Source organism: Streptomyces sp. CA-106110 (assembly GCF_050936285.1).
Classification (GTDB): Bacteria; Actinomycetota; Actinomycetes; order Streptomycetales; family Streptomycetaceae; genus Streptomyces.
In genome coordinates, this window is record NZ_JBNJNB010000002.1 from 21,898 (window position 1) to 41,925 (window position 20,028).

Genomic DNA, 20,028 nt, shown 5'->3' on the forward strand with positions numbered 1-20,028 from the left:
CCCGAAGCCCCACAGCATGCCCCACCTGCCGCACCACCACCCACCACCCGCAGAACACGCCGCCTATACCAGCGATCACTGAACCTGATCGCCGGTCACCACAACTGACACCACCCGATCACCCGGCCCACCAACTGACCAAGCCGCAGGCCAGGACCCACACATCAAGACGCCACCCACACTCGCACCCCCGGCCGAAGCACCCGCGCCACCCGGCCACACCAGCACATCAAACTGATAAACCCAGGTAAAAGCACCAGACACTGATCAGAAACACCGCTCCTGGACAGACGAGCTGCGAGAGCTGGGGGGAGTGTCTAATCAACGGCGGATCTGCTGATCAAGGGAGAGACGCCACGTGAGCGAGATGACGATGGAGCAAGGGTCCGTGGAGGAGTCGGCAGGCAATGCGACGCCATCGGCCGCGTCGGACGAACAGCTCGTCGCGATGCTCGTTGACCGGGCACGTAGTGAGGGACTGCAACTGACTGGCGAGGGCGGGCTGTTGCAGATGCTGACCAAGCGGGTGCTGGAGTCCGCCCTGGAAGGCGAGATCACCGATCACCTCGGCTACGAGAAGCACGATCCGGCCGGGAAGAACAACGGCAACAGCCGCAACGGCACCCGGGCGAAGACCGTACTGACCGACATCGGTCCGGTGGAGGTGAAGGTGCCCCGCGACACCGCCGGCAGCTTCGAGCCGCAGATCGTCAAGAAGCGGCAGCGCCGCCTGACCGGTGTCGACGAGATGGTGCTGTCCCTGTCCGCGAAGGGTCTCACCCACGGGGAGATATCGGCTCATCTCGCCGAGGTGTACGGCGCCGAGGTGTCCAAGCAGACCATCTCCACCATCACTGACAAGGTGATGGACGGCATGGCCGAATGGCAGAACCGGCCGCTCGACCGCGTCTATCCGGTCCTGTTCGTGGACGCTATCAATGTCAAAATCCGCGACGGTCAGGTCGCGAACCGCCCCATCTACGTCGTGATGGCCGTGACCGTGGACGGCACCCGCGACATCCTCGGCATCTGGGCCGGTGACGGCGGCGAGGGCGCGAAGTACTGGCTGCACGTGTTCACCGAGTTGAAGAACCGCGGCCTGGACGACGTGCTGATGCTGGTCTGCGACGGACTCAAGGGCCTCCCCGAGGCCGTGGAGACCGTCTGGCCTCGCACGATTGTCCAAACGTGTGTGGTTCACCTGCTGCGGAATTCGTTCCGTTACGCCGCCCGCCAGGACTGGGACAAGGTTGCCAAGGCCCTCAAGCCCGTCTACACCGCTCCCAGCGAGGACGCGGCGACGGAGCGGTTCCTGGAGTTCCAGGAGTCCTGGGGCCAGAAGTATCCAGCGATCGTGAAGCTGTGGTCGGACGCCTGGGCCGAGTTCGTGCCCTTCCTCTCCTTCGACGTCGAGATACGCAAGGTCATCTGCAGCACGAACGCGATCGAGAGCGTCAACGCCCGCATACGCAAGGCCGTTCGCGCCCGCGGACACTTCCCCAACGAGGCCGCCGCCCTCAAGTGCATCTACATGGCGCTGATGAGCCTGGACCCGACCGGGAAGGGCCGCAAGCGGTGGACCATGCGCTGGAAGGCCCCACTCAACGCCTTCCAGATCGCCTTCGAGGGCCGCCTGACCCCGAGCAACAACTGACCGCTCAACAACCAAGATCAGCCGTTAAATTGACACACCCGAGCTGGGCGTCGAATGGGTCTGACGCCGCCCTGATCTCAATGTGCATGGAGAGTCGGACCGGCCATTCAGCACAGCCGGTCGGGCTCATTTCTTGTCTCGAGGCGGAAAGAGCCCCTGGCGACCCGATCCATCGACGCTGAACGCATACACAGCAGCGCGATCCATGACGCCCGCTGGCGGGGTGGGGTTCTCAATGACGATGACCTGGCCCGGGAGGTTGTCGAGCAGATCTCTGTAGAAGTTCTCGACAACGTCGTAGGTCATCAGCTCGTCTTCCTGCCTGTCTTCAGGCCGGCGGTAGGTCAGCACGGGCGAATCGAGTACGACAAAGCCGGGGTGAATGAGCCCACGGGCTGTGCTGCGGCGTGCTAGTGCTACTGCGGAAGCGGCGTGAATTGGTGGTCGGCGTGAGAATGACATGGCCCTTCGTCACTCATGCCAGCAACGAGTGAGCACCGCCCGTCAGCATCGACGACCAGGTCACCGCGTCGACGCCACTGACGCCCAGACGACGACGTTCAACCGACGCTCCCCCGCAGACCATCAGCCGTGCACCACCGCGTCGGCCGACGACGGGAGCAGGGCGGAGCCACCACCGGACGCATGCCAAGGCCGGCCTCCACACTCCGAAGGCTCGAGCCGAACCGCCGAGCGGCAGCCGGTCGTCGGCGGCGCAGGTCAGCCGCAGAGATCCGACTGCCGTGCGCCCCTCGCTGTCATGATGGTCCGATGGACAACCGGGAGAGGACCGAACCTCCGCGGGTGGCCGATGAGCTCACCACGCTGACCGGCTTCCTGCAGCGCCAGCGTGACACGCTGGCCATGGCATGTGCGGGGCTCACAGCCGAGCAGCTCAGGGAAAAGGCCGTGCGGCCCTCGGGCTTGTCGCTGCTCGGCCTCGTCCGGCACATGGCTGACGTCGAGCGGACCTGGTTCCGGAACGTGTTGAACGGCGAGCACAGCGACGTGCACTGGCCCCGAAGCGACGGCGGCGCTTTCGACGTCGACACCGCAGACCCGTCCGAGGCGTTCGCGATCTGGCACGAGGAGTGCGCCCGATCCCGCGACATCGTGGATGCCGCCGAGTCCCCCGACGTCACCGGGCGGTACCGAGACAACGTCTTCTCTCTCCGCTACATCCTCACCCACATGATCGAGGAGTACGCGCGGCACAACGGCCACGCTGACCTCCTCCGCGAGCGCATCGACAAAATCGCCGAACAGTAGTGGACGGCGGGGGCCGGTCCCCTGACGGGCTGGCGGCTGGAGTATTAGAAGATGATTGGGGGGAAGGTGGGTGAGCAGGTCAGCCGGCAGTAGACGAATTTGAGTGCGCACCAGAACACATGGGGCCAGCGATCGTCCTTGAACTCGCAAAGAGCGAAATCGGTGTCGCACGAGGCGCAGGTGGAGGCGGGTCCGCCTCCATTGCCGACCTCCCGTGCAGCCGCGCCGGAGCTGCTGCAACCGGCGCACTTCGACCCTGCAGCGGGCATCATGTCCGCGACTCGCTCTGCCCGCACCGTCATAGTCTGCACGTAAGTCACCTCGGCTGTGCCCTTGAAGAACACAATGCAGGGCTTCTCTGGTGTCTTCGTGTCCTGCACGATGCGGACTACATCGTCAGTTGGGATCTCAACGTATTGGGCGAGCCTGAGATCCGCGTACAGCCGGATCTTCCCTTCCTCGGCGGGACCGACGTAGCCGTCAAGTGCCAGCACGTTGCTGCCAGCCTGGACTAGATCCCGGACTAGCGGGTTGACGACTGGCGACGATGAATCTCCGCTGTTCGACATCAATATTTCCCCCCGCCTCCTCAGTTGGAACTCCCGGAGCCCACGGGCCACCACCTCAACTATCCCGCAGCGGCGCCGTGAGCAAACTTACGGGGAGAAATGGGCATGTCGGCTCTATTCACTGCAGGGCACGCACTGAGCCTTTCCTGGTAATGGATCATGACGTTGTGTGATCGTTCAGATGATTCGGTCGTACTCGAGCTGAAGCAGGACGAGGGCCGCGGCGGCGATCTGAGTGATCCGGCCGGGGTCGAGGCTGGCCCGCCGCAGGGCCTTGAAGGTCGTCTTGAGCAGGGAGTTGGCCCGTTCACACACGCCGTGGATGCCTCGGACGACCTTGTTGTAGGTCTGCTGGGCCTCGGTCAGCTCGCCCCCCGCAGGCTTCTTGACCGGGTGACGGAAGCCGTCTCCGGCGTTTTCGTACCCGAGATCGACCAGGGTCGGCACGCCCAGCTCCGCTGCGACACGGTTGAGCGCGTCGAGCAGGCCGTGCCGGCGGGCGCAGGTGGTGTCGTGCTCGCGGCCCGGGCGGACCGGCGAGACCCAGATCGGCCAGCCGTCAGGAGTGAAGATGACCTGCACGTTCCCGCCATGATGCCGGTGCTTGCCCGACCACCACAGGTCCGCGCCGTTGGGGCCGGGGGCCGCGACCCGGTCGGTGCGGACCACGGTGCCGTCCAGATTCAGGTGCGTCAGCCCGGCCGCCTTCGCCCTCTCCAGCGCGGTGTGCAGATCCGGTGCCCCGGCACCAGGACGGCCAGTCCTTCGTGCAGGTACCGGTAGATGGTGGAGGACGACAGGCCGTTGTCCCTGGCGAGTTGGGCCAGGCGGGTGCCGTCGAGGAACCAGCGCAGGATGAGCACGGCCTGCCGGAAGCAGCCCAGCGCACGCCGCCGCCGCCTACTTGGGGATCGGCGGGGTCGGCGCGGGCCAGCCCCCGTACGGGTTGGCGCACTGGTAGACGACGTAGCCGCGGACCCTGCGGCCGTCGGAGCGGCGGGTGACCGTCCCGCGGGTGTACCAGGTGCGCTCGCTGCGCTTGTACGCCCACTGGTCGTAGTCGATCCGGTCACCGCGGTAGCCGATGCCCACCACCGTCGCGGACCGGGAGGGCGACACGTGGATCCTGACCGCGCTGCAGGAGATCTTCCCGTGGCCGGTGTCGTAGGCCTGCGCGGTCGAGGCGGTGGCCACGCCTGATGCGGCGGCGGTGAGACCCAGCGCGGCGGCCAGCAGGGCGCGTTTGACGCGGCGGCGATGTATCACGCGGTGACTCCCTTGGTGTGGAGGGAAACCGGCCGGACCGTGGTGGCCCGGCCGGGCCACTTCGATCCTTGAGGGCGCCCGGGGGCGCTGACCGTGTACGGGCGTGGTGCTCCCACCTGCCGAGTCCGTGATGTCGCCTCCCGTCCCCTCGAGCGGGATCCACCGCCCGACCGCTCTGCACGCCCGTCTGGTCGGGGTGTGGGCCGCGGATCCCGTGGTGCGGATCGGCGCGCCACATCGCCGCCTCAGGGCGTGGGAGACGGGCCCACGCCGGGTGTCTCACACGGTGCAGGGCCAGCGAAGTTTGTGTCGCCGAGTAGTACCCGTGGGGCGCTTGGGAGTGGTTTGTGGGCGTCCCGCTCGCCCCTTCTCCTGTGTCCACCGCGCGGGCTGCGCACAGCCGGCGCCTCGTGCGGTGGCCACCCGTCCCCGTCTCCCTCCTCCTTGACCAGGCAGGCCCTCTCACATGACGTTCACCGCTCCGCAGGTTGCACTCCCCCAACCCGTGCGTCCCGCGCGCTCGTCCCGCACCGTCATCGCGACGCTCCTGGGCGCCACACTCGTCCTCAAGGGACGGGGGTTCGCCTTCGATTACCTCGGCTACTACGTCGGCGCCCAGCACGGCACCACGGCGGCCGGCGTCGCCCTGACCGTGTTCGGGATCGGCTGGTGTCTCGGGCAGGCCGTCTGCGGGGCGATGACCGACCGCATGGGCCAGCGCACCACCCTGACCCTGTGGCTGGTGGCATCGGCCGCAGCGTGCGTCGGCCTGGCCGTGGTGCACACACTGCCCGCACTGATCGCGGTCGCGTTCTGCCTCGGCTGCACCATGGAGGTCCACCGCCCAGCGGTGTCCGCCGAGATCAACGAGCGGGTCACCAGCGAGGCCGACCGCACCCGTGCCCAGAGCTGGATGTACTGGGTGACGAACATCGGGGTCTCCGTGAGCGGCGGCGTGGGCGGCTATCTCGCGCACGAGCACGGCTACCGGATGCTCTTCCTCCTCAACGGCGTGGCCTGCGTGGTGGCCGCGGTCATCGCCCGCCGGGTCCTGTCCCCCCGCCCCGCCCACACGGCCTCTGGTGCGGCACAACTCGCCTTCCGGCAGGTCCTGGCCGACCCCGCACTGCGGTGGATCGCCGTCGCCGCCGTCGGCGCGATGATCAACGCGTACGGTCTGGTCAGCGTGCTGCCGCTGGTGATGAACGCGGACGGCTTGCCCCCGACCGCGTACGGCACCGCCATGATCTGCAACACGGTGGCGGTCCTGGTCCTCAGCCCGCCGCTGACGCGGCTGCTGGTCGGCCGGGACGACCACCTGCGTTACCCGCTCGCACCGATCCTGGCCGCGGGCAGCCTCATCCTGGGCGCCGCGATGGGCCTTGCGGCGCTGCAGCACACCGGCGTCGGCTACGCGATCGCCGCCGCGTTGATGGTCCCGGGCGAGATCCTCTTCAGCGTGGCCCTCGGCGGCTTCCTCGCCACCGCCGCGCCCGCCGGCGCCATCGGCCGCTACCAGGCCGTCCTCAGCGGTGCCTCGGCCCTGGCCTCCCTCACCCCGCTCGCCATCGCCCTCGCCCTGAACGCCGGGGGACGTGTCTTGGTCGCGGCCCTGCTGATGAGCACCGCCGTCCTGGCGGCCTGGGCCTGCCTGCCTCTGGCCAGGGCCCTGAAGACCCTGCCCCGTCCCTGACCCTCACGCCGGGCGCCGAGCCCTGCCCGCCCCGACTCCACGAAAGGACATCACCCTCATGAGGATCGCCGTCGTCGACGGATACTCCACCGGAGCCACCCTGGCCCAGCGCCTGCACGCGGCGGGGATCGAATGCATCCACGTCCAAAGCCGCCCGCACACCGACCTTGCCCCCTACCTGCTGCAGTCCTTCCGCCCCAGCGACTACACCCGCGACCTCGGCTACACCCCCGACACCGGCGCGCTGCTCGCATGGCTGCGCGACAGCCGCATCTGCCGCGTCATCGCCGGCACCGAGTCCGGAGTCACCCTCGCGGAGTGGGCCTCCCTGGCACTCGGCCTGCCCACCAACACGCCCGAGCAGCTCGACGCGCGCCGCGACAAGGCCCTCATGGCCGACGCGGTCCGCGCCGCAGGCCTGGCGACACCGCTCGCCACCACCGCCCGCTCCGCATCCGAAGCCGCCGCCTGGGCCGACGCCTGCGGACTGCGGGACGCCGTCGTCAAACCGCGCTCCAGCGGAGGCAGCGACCACGTCCGTTTCTGCAGCACCCCCGAACAAGTGGCGCAGGCCGCCGCGACGATCCTCGCCACCCCCAACATTTTCAACGAGCCGAACACCAGCGTCCTGGTCCAGCAGCGGCTGTATGGCACGGAGTACTACATCAACTCCGTCTCCTCAGGCGGCGTCCACCGCGTCGCCGAGATCTGGCGCTACACCAAACGCCGCGACCCCGCCTCCACCCCCATCTACGACTACGAGGAACCGGTGCCCGCCTCCAGCCCCGAAGCGCAAGTTCTGCGTGCCTTCGCGTTCTCGGTGCTGGACGTGCTCGGCATCACCGACACCCCCGCGCACACCGAGGTCATGCTCACCACCGACGGGCCCGTCCTCATCGAGACCGGCGCCCGCCTCGGCGGAGCCACCGCACCCGACATCGTGGAGACCTACGGCGGCGGCACCTCCCAGACATCCCTGACCACAGCCGCCCTCATCGACCCGGCAGCCCTGCTCCACTTCGACGACACCAGCGACACATGGCACGGGAGACATCTGCGCAACGTCGAGTTCATCAACCACTTCCACGGCCTGCCCAACACCAGCGCCCTCACCAAAATCGGGGAGCTGCCCACCGTCGTGCACGTCGCCAGTGCCGCCGCCCCCGACACACTCCTCGAACCCACCCGCGACCTGCTCAACTCCCCCGGCTACGCCTACCTCGCCGCCACCGACCACGCCGACATCGAGCGCGACTACACCACCCTGCGGGCCTGGGAGAACGAAGGCCTGCACACCATGTGAACCGCCCCACCAGTACGCGGGCACCCGCGCCCGGCCCCGCTGGCATACATCAATCCGGGACCGCCACCCGTCACCAACTCCACCTCCATGCCTGATACCAACGGCCTGTGCCAGCAAGGCCCTAGCACCATGAGCGGCGAGCGGCTGGCCGTGAAACTGATCGAGTACGCGCGCCTGTTCCAGCACGAGGCCCAGCCCCTCGGCCGGCGCAAGCTGGCTGGCACCGGTCCTGCCTGGCTCCGTTGGTATCCGGTCTTCCCGCGTGTGCTCTTCGTGCTGACTGGTGCGGCCCGAACGAGGCTGGAGAATCGCATGAGCGATCTGCAGGCCATGGTTGCCCACCACCCGCTCGTAGCGGCCCTCGCCGGCGAAGTCCGCCTCGGAGCCGCTGTGCTCGAAGACCTTGAGCAACACGGGCCCGCCCAGTCCGTGTGGGTTCCCCTGACTGGCGGGAAGCCTCGCCCGTGGATGGAGCTGTGAACCTTCTGCTCGAGCGGGTCTGTCGGGCGGGACGCTGGTGTCAGGAAGCGTTGCTGACGTGCAGGAGGAGCAGATCGAACTCGGGCCCTCCTGGCTCGTTGACGTACGGGCCGGCGTACTCATAGCCGAGCCTCGCGTACAAGTCCTGACCGCGCCGGTTCGAGGGCAGCGCGAGCAGGGAGGACCACTGTGGGGCGATTACTCGCAGCAGCTCAGCGTGCATCTGAGTGCCGATTCCCCGGGACTGCCACGGCGGTCGGACCGCCAGCTCGCACAGCCCCATGAGGCGATCGGTGCGGGCGCCTGCGGGGACCTGGTCGACGAGATCGGGTCCGAACCAGTAGTCGGCGGTGCAGGGGAAGCCGTAGGCGAATCCGACGGCGCTGCCGCCTTCGTACGCCATCACCAGGGCGAATCCCTCCCGCTTGAGGTGGCCGGTGATCTGGCGGTGCAGGGCGGGCACGGAGAGCCCGGCCGTGGCCGCGCCGGGGTTGGCGACCAGCTCAGGATGAGCGTCTGCCCAGATGTCTGCGGCGACGTCCACGAGCGGCGGGACCTGTCCCGGCCCGTAGGTGCGAATCATCACGTCGGCGTGGGTGCTCGGGGCCACGGTCTCCTCCTCAGCTGACGCCGGTTGTCGTGCGGTACTCCTCCAGCCAGTCGGCGACCGCCGGGATGGCGGCGTGCCGCTGGAGCGCGCTCTGCACGTTGTGCAGCTGCTGCAGCAGCCGGTCGGAGCGAACTTCTGGCAGGTAGCGAAGGACGCGCCCGGCGGCTTCGGCCGCGGCTTCCGGCTCGGGACGTTCCCTCACCGCATGTTGAATGGCGACGTCAGCCGTGTACAGGGCCCGATTTCGCTGGAACTGGGTGCCGTGCAGGAGAACGGCCTGCTCGGCGCCGGCGGCGGCGCGCTCGTGCTGGGCGAGGTCTGCACGGGCGAGTGCTTCGAGCCCGGCCAGTTCACCGGCTTTCTCCGAGGATGCCCCGGCCTTCAGGCCGGGGAGGAATCGGACTCCTGCGGAGCAGGGCAGGGACAGCCGGATCGCCGTCAGGGCGATCCGGCGTCCACCCCGCACGGCCGTGATGCCGCCCACAACGGTCAAGAACTCTCAACTGTCAGTCCTCCCAGGTAGGTTCGGATGCATGACGACAGAAGCGACCACGAAGGACACCGGGCATGCCCGGTACACCTTCCGTGTACGCCTGTCGAAGACAGCCCGGCGCGCACTCGAAGCCGAGTGGGATCGCTGCCGCTGGATCTGGAACGAATGCGTGGCCAAGTCCCGGCAGGCCCACGCGCAGAGCAGAGCGGGCGGCGAGAAGTTGACGTGTGGTCCGGCGCAGCTGGACAGGATGCTGACCGACGCCCGCGGGGTGATGCCGTGGCTGGCTGAGGGCGCGAGCGTGCCGCAGCAGCAGGTGATCCGGGAGTTCGCCAGGTCGAGGGCGAAGGCGCTGAAGGACATCAAGGACGGGCTTGCGCAGCACCGCCGGGCGGGGATGCCCCGCTTCAAGCGCAAGCGTGACAGCCGACCGTCGCTGAACTACACCCGGCGCGGTTTCCGCCTCAAGGACGGTCGTCTGCACCTTGCGGGCCAGATCGTGCTGAGCGTGGTGTGGTCGCGGGCTCTTCCGGCCGACCCGTCGAGCGTGCGCGTGTACCAGGACACGCTCGGACATTGGTACGCCTCCTTCGTCGCCCCGGCCCAGGTCGAGCCGCTTGTTCAGACCGGCCACGTCCTGGGCGTGGACTGGGGTGTGAAGGAGACCGCGACCACCACGGATGACGCCTACGACCTTCCGCATGCCGAACACGGCAAGCGGTCCGCTCAGCGGCTCGCGAAGTACCAGCGGATGATGGCCCGGCGCCGGCGACCGAAAGGACAGCGTGCATCCACCGGCTACCGGAAGGCGCAGGCACAGGCAGCGAAGCTGCACAGGAAGATCGCGCGGCAGCGGGAGGACACCGGCCGCAAGTGGGCCAAGTCCGTCATGCGCGATCATGACGGAGTGGCGGTGGAGGACTTTCGCCCGAAGTTCCTCGCGAAGACCACCATGGCCCGCAAGGCGGCCGACGCGGCCATCGCGGCGACGAAGCGTGCCCTGGTCGAGATGGGCCGCAAGCACGCACGGGACGTCCGTCTGGTGCACCCGGCGCACACCACGATGGACTGCGCAACGTGCGGGGCGAGAACCAAGCACGCACTCCCTCTCTCGATGAGAACGTATGCCTGCACCGTGTGCGGAGCCGTGTCCCCCAGGGACAAGAACTCCGCCCGCGTGATGCTGGTCCGGGCAGGTTGGAACCCGGACGGTGCCGAGGGCGTAAGACCACCTGAGCCGCCGGCTCCGGTGGCAGCCTGAGCCGTGAATCCCCACGCAGCCCTGGATGGTGGAGAATCCCCTCCCTTCAGGGAGGGGAGCCTTCAACCGGGCTGAAGAACTCCAGCCAGTTCGGGTCCGCCTCGCTGGGGCCTTTGGCGTAGAGGTGGTGAGCGCGGACGATCGCGGCGCCCGTGGCGCTGGTGTCCCCGAGCAGGGCCCATCCTCCGGCCTCGCGCATCGCCATGAGGGACAGCATTCTTGGCGAGCCGTAGATACCGACCGCGCTCTGGGCGCCCTGGGCGGCGGCGATCGCCTCGCGGGGGCGGCCGGACGCTTTGGCCAGCAGGGCGAGGCAGCCGAACGCGTGCCCCTCCAGCGCGCGGTCGTCGGCGATCCGGGCGGCAGCCAGGGCCTCGCCATACAGGGAGCGTGCGTCGGCGGGCCTGCCGGAGTCGTATGAAAGCCAGCCGGCGGCGATGCTCAGGTGGCCGGTTGCTGAGCGCAGTTGGCGCTCCGTGCGGTCAGTGAGCCGCCCGTCCTGCATCCAGCCGTACGCCTGGTGCAGCGCCTCGGACGCCTTTTGGCGCAACGCGGCTGACCCGTGATCGTGGTCGTGGGCGTAGATCGTGCTGACGGCCTGGTGGACGGCACGGACGTTGCGGGTACCGATCCGGCCCGGGGGCTGGTCGTCCGCTCCGGACAGCAGGGGGAACAGGGTCACGGCGGCGCCTGCTCCGTCGGTCAGGAAGGCTCGGCGGTCCACCGGTTCCCCCTCCCGCAAGACGGGCCCGTTCGCCGCGGCCAGGGTGGTGGTCCGAAAGCCCAGTTCGGCCATGGTCCGGCCGGTCATCCTGGTGAGAATGCGACGGTACACGGCGCGGGGCAGCTGGACTTCCCCGTCTTCCCACGCGGCCACCAGACGCGCGGTGCACGCGACCGCCTCGCCCATCTCCTCCCCGGCCGCCACGACACGCCGCGCGAACTCGTGGCGGGACATCTGTAACTGGTCTTCGCGCAGCGCGCGCAGTTGGGCGTTAGGGGTCTTGCGGCGGTCGGCCATACCGGCTCCGGGGCGGCATCCAACAGGGTGCGGCAACGGTACCGCCTGTCTGTCTTCTTCCCCTGTCTTGGAGTTCACTCCACAGGGGCGGCTTCGGCCCGACTTACATCGCTCTTGCATCGCGCTGGCGTCGCACTAACCGCCGCTCGGCTGGTTGCGTGGATCGTGACGTGACGAGCGATCAGGAGGCCACCGTGACGACCGCAAGTAGCGGCTTGGCCGTGCCGCGTGCGACCGCGATGCCCGGCGGACCGGGGAAACCCGGGCCCCTGGAGGTGGTCGATGCGGACACGATCCGGGAGACGTACGAGGCGGCCCTCGGGGCGTCGGCGCCCGTGCCGAAAGAAGAGCGCGCACTGCTCGGCGAACTCCTTCATGGGCACGTCCGGCTCCTCTTTACCGAAGTCGCGGCGTACGCGCCCCGCATGCAGGGCGAGCAGCAGCGCACCGCGGTGCACGTCATGACCCGCACCCGCCACCTGCTGGAGGCCGGGATCGGCATCTCGCCCATGGACATCTGGAACCTGGCCGCGCAGTGCCGGGCGCTCCTTGCTCTCTACCAGCACCCCGGCTCCCTGACCGGGGGCTACACCACTGAGGTCCTCTCATGACCCGCACGACCACAGCACAGCCCCGCAGCACCGGGTACCCCGGCTACACCCAGACAGGGGACCGCGCTCCGCAGACAGCGGAGGAGGGCCGGAAGCTGACGCGTGTGGCGCTGGCTGCCTGGGGTCTGGTCGACGATGCGGAGACGGCGGCGCTGGTGATGTCCGAACTCGTCGCGAACGCGGTCCGGCACGCGCGCGGCTCCAAGATCCGTATGACCGTAAATCGCCCGGCGGACGATCGGGTGTACGTGGCCGTGGTCGACCGGGAGCCCCGCCGGCTGCCGGAGCTGCGCACGCCCGCCGCGGACGTCCTGCAAGGCCGGGGGCTGCTCCTCGTGGACGCTGTCGCCGCCCGATGGGGCTACGACTTCATGGGCACTGGCGTGCATCCGTGGGGCAAGCGCGTGTGGGCTGAGCTGCAGGTGACTCCGTAAAGCCACGCGCGCTGGTCGCCGAGACCGTGACCCTGGCGGTCATCGCCGGATCGCTCGTCTCCGTGCTACTGATCGCGGTCGCATAGCCCCTCTCCTGACCTCCCTTGGGGGCGTCGTCCAGCGCCATCCCCCGTGCTTTGGGCCTGGACGATGCCGGAGCCCTGGCGGATGCACCCCCGCCCGCGCAGCCGCCAGGGCTCCCGCGTCCAGTCTTACGGAACACACGGGCCAATCGGTCGGTGGTCTTGGGGTGGCCAGTGGATGCCTGGTCGATCCACACCGTGCGGCGCCCGACGTCGACCAGGCACCAGATGCGCCGGCCGGCGGTGTTCCCTGTCAAGTTCGTCTGTTCAGATCTGCAGGCTGTTTCGGGACCCCAAACGAACAGGGCGAGGCCGCCCCGGCGTGACGACGACCGGGACGGCCTTGCTGGCTGAGGATCTCAGGTTGGTGGCGGATGGCGCGCCGTCCCCGACCGTGTGGGCTGGGCGGGGATCTGCCCAGTGAGGAGACGACAGTCGTGGTGTCGTTCAGGAGGCCATCCCGTGCGGAAGCGAGAGCCAGCCGCGGCGGTATCCGATATCGGGGTAAGCGCCGACCTGGCGGGCGGCCCCTTCCAGCCCGTGCGAGCCGCGCGTACGCCATGATGGGGGTGGCCCAAGCACACCGCACCATCCTTCGAACATTCCGGGGCCACGAGTAGAAGGACACCTGATGGACCTCGATGTCAACGCCCACCAGCACGATCTGCTGTCCCTGTGCGCCCTGCGCGTCGGAGACGCCTCGGTCGACTGGAGCCTGATCGCCCGCAACGCCCAGACCCCCGACGACCTCGCGGCTCTCCTGGACGGCCGGCTGCGTGAGGACTCGCGAACCGCGCGCAAGAACCAGCCCTTGCTGCAGCAGGCGCTCACCGACCTCGAGGCCGCCCGCCACCGGGTGGATGCCGAGTTGGTCGCAGCCCGGAAGGCGGGTGCACGCCTGGTCACGGTCCTGGACGTCGACTACCCGGCCAACCTCAGGGTCATCGCCAACCTCCCGCCGTTCCTCTTCTACCGCGGCGAGCTCGAGCAGCGTGACGCCCGCTCCATCGCCGTCGTCGGGACCCGACAGGCCTCCAAGGAAGGCCTCATGCGCGCCGCACGCATGGCCCGCGAACTCGTCGAGCACGATGTCGTGATCGCCAGCGGACTGGCCAGGGGCATCGACTCCGCCGCGCACGAGGCCACCCTCCATGCCGAAGGCCGCACCTTCGCCGTCATGGGCACCGGCATCGCCGCCCCCGTTTACCCCACCGAGAACAAGGACTTGGCGCAGAAGATCCTCGACGGTGGCGGCGCGCTTCTGAGCCAGTTCTGGCCCACCAGCGGCCCCGCCCGCTACACCTTCCCGCGCCGCAACGTCGTCACCAGCGGCACCACGGTGGGCAGCGTCGTCATCGAGGCCTCCAGCACCTCTGGCGCCAAGATGCAGGCCAGGCTGGCCGCCGAACACGGCAAGCTCGTCTTCCTGATCAAGTCCCTCGCCGACAGCCAGCCCTGGGCGGCGAAGATGATCGCCGACCGGCGGGCCATCCAGGTCACCCAGTCCAGCGACATCATCGACCGCCTCGGCAGCGCCGCCGACATCCAGCGCACCAGCCGGCAACGCCGGCAGCTCGCCCTGGCCGGCCTGTGACCGCCACTCTCCCCGACCCGGCAGGCTTCCCGCACTGCCCCGTGTGCGCCTACCTCGTCACCGGCACTGCGCGAGGCTGCTCCGACTGCGCTGGCCGCACCCTTTAAGCCCGTCTCCACGACCCGCTGCCCCGTGTGCTCCCAGACCGTTCTCCAGGGCCAGAGCTGCGCCAACCGCCTGTGTGCCCTGCCCCTGGAGCAGCGAGGGTTCAGCCGCGTCGACGCCATCGCCATGTACTCCGGTGCTCTGCGTGACAAGATCCACCGGCTGAAGTACGACGGCAAACACGGCTGGGCGCTGATCTTCGGCAGGCTCATCGTCGGCTGGATGGAAAACCACGCCGGGCAGATGCAAGGTGTCGACTACGTCATCGGCAACCCCACCCACCGCGGGCGGCTTCCGCTTCAGCACATCGAGGCAATCATGGACGCCGCCTACGCCGAGGACGTCACCCGCACCTTCCCCCTCAATCCCCCGGGCGCGCACCTGCTGATCAAGGACGACGAAACACCCCGCTCGGCGATGCGGAGCCTCGACGACAAGCGCGCTGCCGCGGCCGCGCACGCAGCCGCCCTGAAATGGACCGCAGAGGCCGCCACCATCAAAGGCGCCACGATTGTCCTGGTCGACGATGTCTTCACCAGCGGCTCCCAACTCCAGCACGTCGCCCTGCGGCTGCGGGCCTCCGGCGCGGCCGACGTCCGCGGACTCGTGCTGGCCCGGGTGCCCTGGAGCGCGTAGGTCCAGCCCCCACACCGGCGCAACCTGAACAAGAGGCGGCCTGGTCAGCCGTCATCCGACTCCCCCTCCCCGCGGCACATGGAGCGGCCGCCGGGTGGGGTCGGACGGGCGCTGTCACGTTGTTGGCTGCGTGGGTCTCTGACGGGGCGTCGGGGCGTGGTGGGGGGCCGGTGCTCAGGCCTCGGCGGGCTGGCCGGCGGCGCCGGTGATCTGGTCCCAGATCGCGAAGCGGGTGGTCATCTCGGCTCGGTAGCCGGGGGCGGTCATCAGGTGGCGGCGGGGCCGGAAGTGGGATGAGATACCGCTGAACGCGGACAGAAACCGCTGGGCTCCGCCGACGCTGCGGAAGCCTTTCATCGCGCGTTCACGCTGCCTCGTCGGCTGATGACTGTTCTCTGCCCGGTTGTTCAGGCCCTTGTGCGAGCGGTGCTCGACCGAGGGCATGACCTCCCGGTGGGCCGCCCCGTAGGAACGGAGCTTGTCCGTGACGATGACCCTCGGCACGGCCCCGATTCCTTTGAGGAGCCGACGGAAGAAGCGCCTGGCCGCGGCCTTGTTGCGCCGGTTCTGGACGAGGATGTCGAGCACGTTGCCGTCGGCGTCGACGGCCCGCCACAGGTACTTCCGCTCCCCGTTGATCTTGATGAAGACCTCGTCCAGGTGCCATTTGTCGCCGGGCCGGGGCCGCTTCCGGCGCAGGCCGTTGGCGTAGGCCTGCCCGAACTTCGCACACCAACGCCGGACGGTCTCGTGGGAGACGAGCACGCCGCGCTGGAGCATCAGCTCCTCGACCTCGCGGAAACTGAGCGGGAAGCGGAAGTACAGCCACACGCAGTGGGAGATCACCTCGACCGGGTACCGGTGCCCCTTGTACGACGGCGGCGCGCTGTCCACGGACGACCCCTCCCAGCGTGACCAACCCGAAGATCATCCCACCCGGTCAGTCAACGTGACAGCGCCCCCGCGCATACAGCGACAGGATCTGCTCGTTGAACCCAGCCAGCCGCCTGGCGTGTTTCGGAACGAGCTTGGGCTCGAACGAGCCGTTGCGGTCCCGGGGAACTGCCACGACGACCGCGCTGGCGTCGGTCAGCACGGTCTTGGACGAAGTCCCGTTGCCGCTGTTGCCCGAGCCGCGGCCGACCGTCTCCCTCGACGTGAAATCCGGCGCGGTGAACGACAGGGCGGGCGAGCCTGGCTGAGTGACCCTCAACTGGGGCGCGCGTGTGAAGACCGCGCCCGGCTGCAGCGGATCGGCGCTCGCCACAACCACTACACGGTCCACGCCCGCTGGCACGAGCGCCAGGTCGGCGGTGACCGCCGAGTCGGCGACCGACACGCAGTCCTGGGCTGGGTGGTAGGGACCGGTGGCAACACCGACACCGCGCCCCGGGCCGACCGCACAGAGCCACATGCCCTCGATGATGAACGCTTCGAGCATGGTGATGCAGTCCTCTTCACTTCTTGGGCGCGTGCGCCCCAGTCATTAGTTCCGCCAGGTCGTCCGGGCGGAGGAACGACGGCGGTGGCGGTGGGCCCCAGTTGAACCTGGCAAGCTGGCCCTCGAAGACTTCCGGCTTCCACAGCTGGTCGTCCAGGATCATGTCGAGGTCGCTGTAGTACTCGGCGAAGGTCCCAGACGGGTCCCGGAGGTACCAGAAGAAGTTCGACCCGACGTGGTGCCGACCGAGTCCCCAGACGTGCCGCGCTGGATCGCGCTCGAGCATCGCCGACGCACCGCGCCCCACCTCGTCGACGTCGTCGACCTGCCAGGAGCTGTGGTGCACGAAGTTCACCGGGGTGTTCTGCACGAGCAGGTTGTGGTGGTCGGTGGAGCAGCGGAGGAAGGAGCCGCGGTCTTTGATGCGGTCGGATGCCTTGAACCCGATCGCCTCCTCGAAGAAGCGCATGCTCGTCGCCAGATCGGTCGAGCCGATCACGACGTGCCCGAGCTTCCGCGGCCGGACTCGGTCGTCCCGGCTCAGCGCGTCGGCCCGCTCGTTGCGCCGCATCAGCAGACCGGGCGAATTCGGGATGACCGGGGTCCGGTGCGGTGTCTGCCGGATCGGCTCCTCCACCTCCAGCCGGACGCTGACGCCCGTCACCGGTTCGACCGCGACGAGTGAGTCCTCGGTGGTGTCGGCGTCGAAGCCGTGCGCGTCCAGCCGCGACTTGACCCGGCTGATGTCGTCGGCGTCGTCGACCCCGACGACCATCCCGGCGAGGCGCCGTACCGGTGTGTGCACCAGCCGCAGCTGCTCGCCGCCGTCGGTCGTGGCGAACCGGCCGTCTCCGAGCGGCTCGAGTCCGAACTCGTCGTAGAACGCCGACGTCTCCTCCACGTCCGGGGTTCCCATGACGATTTTGCGCAGGGTGTGCAGGCCCATGATTGCTCCCGTGCTCGTGCGGCTCCGGTCAGGCGACCCGGAGCACGACCTTTCCGATGTTTTGGCCCGCCTCGACGAGCCGATGCGCCGCCCCGGCCTCCTCGACCTGCATGACGCGGTCGACGACCGGGCGCACCTGGCCGCCGGCGACGAGCGGCCACAGCCCGGCGACGGTCCCCGCGACGATCTCCGCCTTGGCCTCGGCCGAGCGCGCCCGCAGAGTGCTGCCGCGTACGGTCAGCCGTCGCCGCATCACCGCCTCAAGGTCGAGTTCCGCGGCCCGGCCGCCCAGGAGCCCGACGAGGAGCAGTTGTCCCTCGAGCTTCAGCGCGTCGATGTTGGGCGCCAGGTACGGGCCGCCGACGCAGTCGAGGACGACGTCGACGCCCTCACCGCTGGTGAGCTCCCGGACCCGGTCGAGGAAGGACTCGGTCCGATAGTTGATCGCTGTCGCGCCGAGCGCCTCGCACGCCTCTGCCTTCCGTGCCGATCCGACCGTCACCAGGACCGTCACGCCGAGCGCCACGGCGTACTGAACGGCCAGCGTGCCGAGACCGGATCCCCCGCCGTGGATCAGTACGGACTGTCCCGGCCCCAGTCCGGCCTGCATCGTCAGGTTCGAGTACGCCGTGCAGGCGACCTCGGGCAGCGCCGCGGCCTCCTCCAGGGTCACGCCCACCGGCACCGGCATCAGCTGGGTCGCCGGCACCGCCACCTGTTCGGCGTACCCGCCGCCGTCCAGCAGCGCGCACACCTGGTCCCCCACCGACCAGCCGGTGACGTCCGGAGCCACCGCGAGGATTCGTCCGGAGCACTCGAGACCGAGGATCTCGCTGGCACCCGCCGGAACCGGGTAGGCGCCGGCGCGCTGGCGCAGGTCCGCCCGGTTGACCGCCGTCGCGGCGACATCGACGAGGACCTCGCCTGCGCGCAGCGCGGGTGCCGGAACCGGGACCCATTCCAGGTCATCGGCCGACCCGGCGCCGGTCACCTGAATCGCGAGCACCGGCTCCCGGTCACGCTCCATCGTCGGCGACCACGTTCACCAGGGTTCCGACGCGGTCGATGTGGACCTCGACCTTGTCGCCGACTTGCAGGAAGGTGGGCGGCTCGCGGAAGAGCCCGACGCCGGCCGGGGTCCCGGTGACGATGACGTCTCCGGCGGACAGCGGCGTGAAGGTCGAGACGTACTCGATCAGGGTGGCCACGTCAAAGATCAGGTCCCCGATGCTGGCGCGCTGCCGCTCCTCGCCGTTGACGGACGTGGTGAGCGTCAGCTCGGTCAGCTCGCCCACCTCGTCGGGGGTCACCAGCGCGGGGCCGAACGCCCCGGTACTGGGGAAGTTCTTGCCGGGCATGAACTGGCTGGTGTGCCGCTGCCAGTCGCGGACCGAGCCGTCGTTGTAGACCGAGTAGCCGGCGACGTGGTTCAGCGCCGCGGTCCGGGAGATGCGTCGGCCCGGGCGCCCGATGACGACGGCCAGCTCGCCCTCGTAGTCAAACTCCTCGGTCTCGGCGGGCTTCAGCAGTGGTCCCCCCTGCCCGGTCTGCGAGTCGGCGTACCGGGGGAAGATGGTCGGGTGCTCGGCCGCCGGCCGGGATGTCTCCTCCCGGTGCGAGCGGTAGTTCAGCCCGACGCAGAGGATCTTCAACGGGTCCGGGACGACAGGCAGCAACGTCACGCCGGCAAGAGCGTGCTGGTCGCGCGTGGACGCGTCCACGCGGCCGAGCTCGGCGAGGCAATCGGCGGCGAGCGCCTCGCGCAGGCTGGTGACGCCCTCGATGGCGTCGGCCAAATCCACGATCCGGTCGTCGTCGAGGAGCCGGCCGAAGGAGGCGGTGCCTCCGCTGGAGTAACTGACGAACTTCACAGGTGGTCCTTGAGAAGGGTGGTGGTCCGGTCCCACGCGAGGTCGGTGGCTGGCTGGTCGAAGGTGTCGCGTCCGTACGTCGCGAAGGCGTGCGGCATGCCCGGGTAGAGGTGGAACTCCGCTGCCGGGTTGCGGGCGAAGGCGTCCTCAATCACCGCGCGCGCCTCCGGCGGGCAGTAGTGGTCGTTCTCCGCGAGGTGGAAGAGGATCGGGCACCGTACTCCGGAGGCACGCTCGATCCGGTCCTGGACGCCGACGCCGTAGTAGCTGACGGCGCACGCGGGGTCCAGCGCCGAGGCGGCCAGGAAGGCGAGGCCGCCACCGAGGCAGTAGCCGAGTAGCCCGACCTTGCCGCCGTTGCCGGGACGGGAGCTGGCCCACTCCATCGCCGCGCGGATGTCGTCCAGCACGAGGTCGAAGTCGAGCCCGTTGCGCAGCTCGATCGCGTGCTCGAACTCCTCGCCGTAGTAACCGAGTTCGACGTCGCGTTCCTGGCGGGCGAAGAGGTCCGGGACGACGGCGGTCAGCCCGGTCGCCGCGAACTCGGCGGCCATCGTACGCATGTAGCTGTTGATGCCGAAGATCTCGTGGAGCAGGACGATCGCGTTGCCGTTCCCGGGCGCCGTCGGTTCCACGACGTACGCGCGGAACTCGTGGCCGTCGGCCGCCCGGAGCTGCACCATCGCGC

At 69.1% G+C, this 20,028-nt stretch carries 19 protein-coding genes and 3 pseudogenes; 10 read left to right on the top strand and 12 right to left on the bottom strand.

What is annotated here, in order from left to right:
- Positions 1-373: 373 nt before the first annotated feature.
- The gene (locus tag ACQEXA_RS57730; RefSeq protein WP_432938879.1) at positions 374-1,654 is read left to right on the top strand and encodes an IS256 family transposase; all 1,281 of its coding nucleotides are present in this window, start codon (positions 374-376) and stop codon (positions 1,652-1,654) included.
- Between the two features lie 126 nt (positions 1,655-1,780).
- Here the strand turns inward: ACQEXA_RS57730 and ACQEXA_RS57735 are convergent, their stop codons facing one another.
- Entirely contained in the window at positions 1,781-2,005 is a 225-nt protein-coding gene (locus ACQEXA_RS57735) for a hypothetical protein (protein WP_432940419.1), read from the bottom strand.
- Positions 2,006-2,425: 420 nt separating this feature from the next.
- Here ACQEXA_RS57735 and ACQEXA_RS57740 point away from each other — a divergent pair, with 420 nt between their 5' ends.
- Entirely contained in the window at positions 2,426-2,923 is a 498-nt protein-coding gene (locus tag ACQEXA_RS57740) for a DinB family protein (protein ID WP_433134863.1), read from the top strand.
- 44 nt (positions 2,924-2,967) lie between these two features.
- Here ACQEXA_RS57740 and ACQEXA_RS57745 read toward each other — a convergent pair whose 3' ends face one another.
- Together ACQEXA_RS57745 and ACQEXA_RS57750 are read right to left on the bottom strand one after the other, a co-directional pair.
- Positions 2,968-3,417, bottom strand: coding sequence for a hypothetical protein (locus ACQEXA_RS57745; RefSeq protein ID WP_433134865.1), 450 nt, complete (start codon positions 3,415-3,417; stop codon positions 2,968-2,970).
- A 252-nt stretch (positions 3,418-3,669) separates the two neighbouring features.
- A pseudogene (locus tag ACQEXA_RS57750) lies at positions 3,670-4,447 on the bottom strand (HARBI1 family protein).
- Positions 4,448-5,224: 777 nt separating this feature from the next.
- On the opposite strand from ACQEXA_RS57750, the gene ACQEXA_RS57755 reads away from it, so the two are divergent.
- The 3 genes and pseudogenes from ACQEXA_RS57755 to ACQEXA_RS57765 all read left to right on the top strand — a co-directional run.
- A complete protein-coding gene (locus ACQEXA_RS57755) occupies positions 5,225-6,451 on the top strand; it encodes an MFS transporter (protein WP_432940428.1) in 1,227 nt (408 codons plus the stop codon).
- Positions 6,452-6,509: 58 nt separating this feature from the next.
- A complete protein-coding gene (locus tag ACQEXA_RS57760) occupies positions 6,510-7,754 on the top strand; it encodes an ATP-grasp domain-containing protein (protein ID WP_432940431.1) in 1,245 nt (414 codons plus the stop codon).
- Positions 7,755-7,877: 123 nt separating this feature from the next.
- Positions 7,878-8,234 (top strand): annotated as a pseudogene (locus tag ACQEXA_RS57765) (replication-relaxation family protein); the annotation flags it as partial.
- Positions 8,235-8,274: 40 nt separating this feature from the next.
- On the opposite strand, the gene ACQEXA_RS57770 reads toward ACQEXA_RS57765, so the two are convergent.
- Complete coding sequence (locus ACQEXA_RS57770; protein WP_432940434.1) at positions 8,275-8,844, bottom strand: N-acetyltransferase family protein; 570 nt, start codon at positions 8,842-8,844, stop codon at positions 8,275-8,277.
- A gap of 10 nt (positions 8,845-8,854) precedes the next feature.
- The gene (locus tag ACQEXA_RS57775) at positions 8,855-9,337 is read right to left on the bottom strand and encodes a hypothetical protein (RefSeq protein ID WP_432940437.1); all 483 of its coding nucleotides are present in this window, start codon (positions 9,335-9,337) and stop codon (positions 8,855-8,857) included.
- 40 nt (positions 9,338-9,377) lie between these two features.
- Between ACQEXA_RS57775 and ACQEXA_RS57780 the strand changes: the two genes are divergently transcribed.
- Positions 9,378-10,598 carry an RNA-guided endonuclease InsQ/TnpB family protein gene (locus ACQEXA_RS57780; protein ID WP_433134866.1) on the top strand — a complete coding sequence of 407 codons (1,221 nt, stop codon included), beginning with the start codon at positions 9,378-9,380 and terminating at the stop codon, positions 10,596-10,598.
- 46 nt (positions 10,599-10,644) lie between these two features.
- Here ACQEXA_RS57780 and ACQEXA_RS57785 read toward each other — a convergent pair whose 3' ends face one another.
- Positions 10,645-11,619, bottom strand: coding sequence for a hypothetical protein (locus ACQEXA_RS57785; protein WP_432940443.1), 975 nt, complete (start codon positions 11,617-11,619; stop codon positions 10,645-10,647).
- 194 nt (positions 11,620-11,813) lie between these two features.
- On the opposite strand from ACQEXA_RS57785, the gene ACQEXA_RS57790 reads away from it, so the two are divergent.
- The 4 genes from ACQEXA_RS57790 to ACQEXA_RS57805 all read left to right on the top strand — a co-directional run bounded on the left by ACQEXA_RS57790 (position 11,814) and on the right by ACQEXA_RS57805 (position 15,082).
- Positions 11,814-12,230: a DUF6415 family natural product biosynthesis protein gene (locus ACQEXA_RS57790; protein ID WP_432940445.1), complete on the top strand. Its 417-nt coding sequence runs from the start codon at positions 11,814-11,816 to the stop codon at positions 12,228-12,230.
- The gene (locus tag ACQEXA_RS57795) at positions 12,227-12,664 is read left to right on the top strand and encodes an ATP-binding protein (protein ID WP_432940448.1); all 438 of its coding nucleotides are present in this window, start codon (positions 12,227-12,229) and stop codon (positions 12,662-12,664) included. The genes ACQEXA_RS57790 and ACQEXA_RS57795 overlap by 4 nt, the downstream gene beginning before the upstream one ends.
- 714 nt (positions 12,665-13,378) lie before the next feature.
- Positions 13,379-14,341 (top strand): DNA-processing protein DprA, encoded by a 963-nt coding sequence (locus ACQEXA_RS57800; protein WP_432940450.1) that lies wholly within the window; start codon positions 13,379-13,381, stop codon positions 14,339-14,341.
- A gap of 132 nt (positions 14,342-14,473) precedes the next feature.
- Positions 14,474-15,082, top strand: coding sequence for a ComF family protein (locus ACQEXA_RS57805; RefSeq protein ID WP_432940453.1), 609 nt, complete (start codon positions 14,474-14,476; stop codon positions 15,080-15,082).
- A 174-nt stretch (positions 15,083-15,256) separates the two neighbouring features.
- Here ACQEXA_RS57805 and ACQEXA_RS57810 read toward each other — a convergent pair whose 3' ends face one another.
- The 6 genes and pseudogenes from ACQEXA_RS57810 to ACQEXA_RS57835 all read right to left on the bottom strand — a co-directional run bounded on the left by ACQEXA_RS57810 (position 15,257) and on the right by ACQEXA_RS57835 (position 20,023).
- A complete protein-coding gene (locus ACQEXA_RS57810) occupies positions 15,257-15,976 on the bottom strand; it encodes an IS6 family transposase (protein ID WP_432940456.1) in 720 nt (239 codons plus the stop codon).
- A 64-nt stretch (positions 15,977-16,040) separates the two neighbouring features.
- Positions 16,041-16,496: pseudogene (locus ACQEXA_RS57815) on the bottom strand (transposase); the annotation flags it as partial.
- 43 nt (positions 16,497-16,539) lie between these two features.
- Positions 16,540-17,469 carry a VOC family protein gene (locus ACQEXA_RS57820; protein WP_432940459.1) on the bottom strand — a complete coding sequence of 310 codons (930 nt, stop codon included), beginning with the start codon at positions 17,467-17,469 and terminating at the stop codon, positions 16,540-16,542.
- A gap of 28 nt (positions 17,470-17,497) precedes the next feature.
- A complete protein-coding gene (locus ACQEXA_RS57825) occupies positions 17,498-18,496 on the bottom strand; it encodes an NAD(P)H-quinone oxidoreductase (protein ID WP_432940461.1) in 999 nt (332 codons plus the stop codon).
- A complete protein-coding gene (locus ACQEXA_RS57830; protein ID WP_432940463.1) occupies positions 18,486-19,340 on the bottom strand; it encodes a fumarylacetoacetate hydrolase family protein in 855 nt (284 codons plus the stop codon). Before ACQEXA_RS57830 ends, ACQEXA_RS57825 begins: the two co-directional genes overlap by 11 nt.
- Positions 19,337-20,023 carry a dienelactone hydrolase family protein gene (locus ACQEXA_RS57835; RefSeq protein ID WP_432940466.1) on the bottom strand — a complete coding sequence of 229 codons (687 nt, stop codon included), beginning with the start codon at positions 20,021-20,023 and terminating at the stop codon, positions 19,337-19,339. Before ACQEXA_RS57835 ends, ACQEXA_RS57830 begins: the two co-directional genes overlap by 4 nt.
- Positions 20,024-20,028 lie beyond the last annotated feature (5 nt).